Here is a 524-nt window from a genome sequence, read left to right on the forward strand (position 1 = left end):
ACTCCTGGTGCGGGTGCTTGCGGCCGCCCTGCGGGGGAACCGACGCCGTCGTCCCCTCGAGGATCTTCAGCAGCGCCTGCTGCACGCCCTCACCGGAGACGTCGCGGGTGATCGACGGGTTCTCGCTCTTGCGGGCGATCTTGTCGACCTCGTCGATGTAGATGATGCCGGTCTCGGCCCGCTTGACGTCGTAGTCGGCGGCCTGGATCAGCTTGAGCAGGATGTTCTCGACGTCCTCACCGACGTAGCCGGCCTCGGTGAGGGCGGTCGCGTCGGCGATGGCGAAGGGCACGTTGAGCATCCGCGCCAGCGTCTGGGCCAGGTGGGTCTTGCCGCACCCGGTGGGCCCCATCAGCAGGATGTTGGACTTGGCCAGCTCGACGGAGTCGTCCCGCCCGCCGGCGCCGCCGGCCTGCACGCGCTTGTAGTGGTTGTAGACCGCGACCGAGAGCGTCCGCTTGGCCTTGTCCTGGCCGATGACGTACTGCTCGAGGAAGTCGTGGATCTCCTTCGGCTTCGGCAGC

The 524-nt window shown here is 67.9% G+C and carries 1 protein-coding gene; it reads right to left on the minus strand.

What is annotated here, in order from left to right; genetic code table 11:
* A partial coding sequence (locus GCU67_RS21095) for an AAA family ATPase (protein WP_163613467.1) occupies nt 1–524 on the minus strand: 524 nt, incomplete at both ends.

This window comes from Modestobacter muralis, from assembly GCF_010682105.1.
Taxonomy (GTDB): Bacteria; Actinomycetota; Actinomycetes; order Mycobacteriales; family Geodermatophilaceae; genus Modestobacter; species Modestobacter muralis.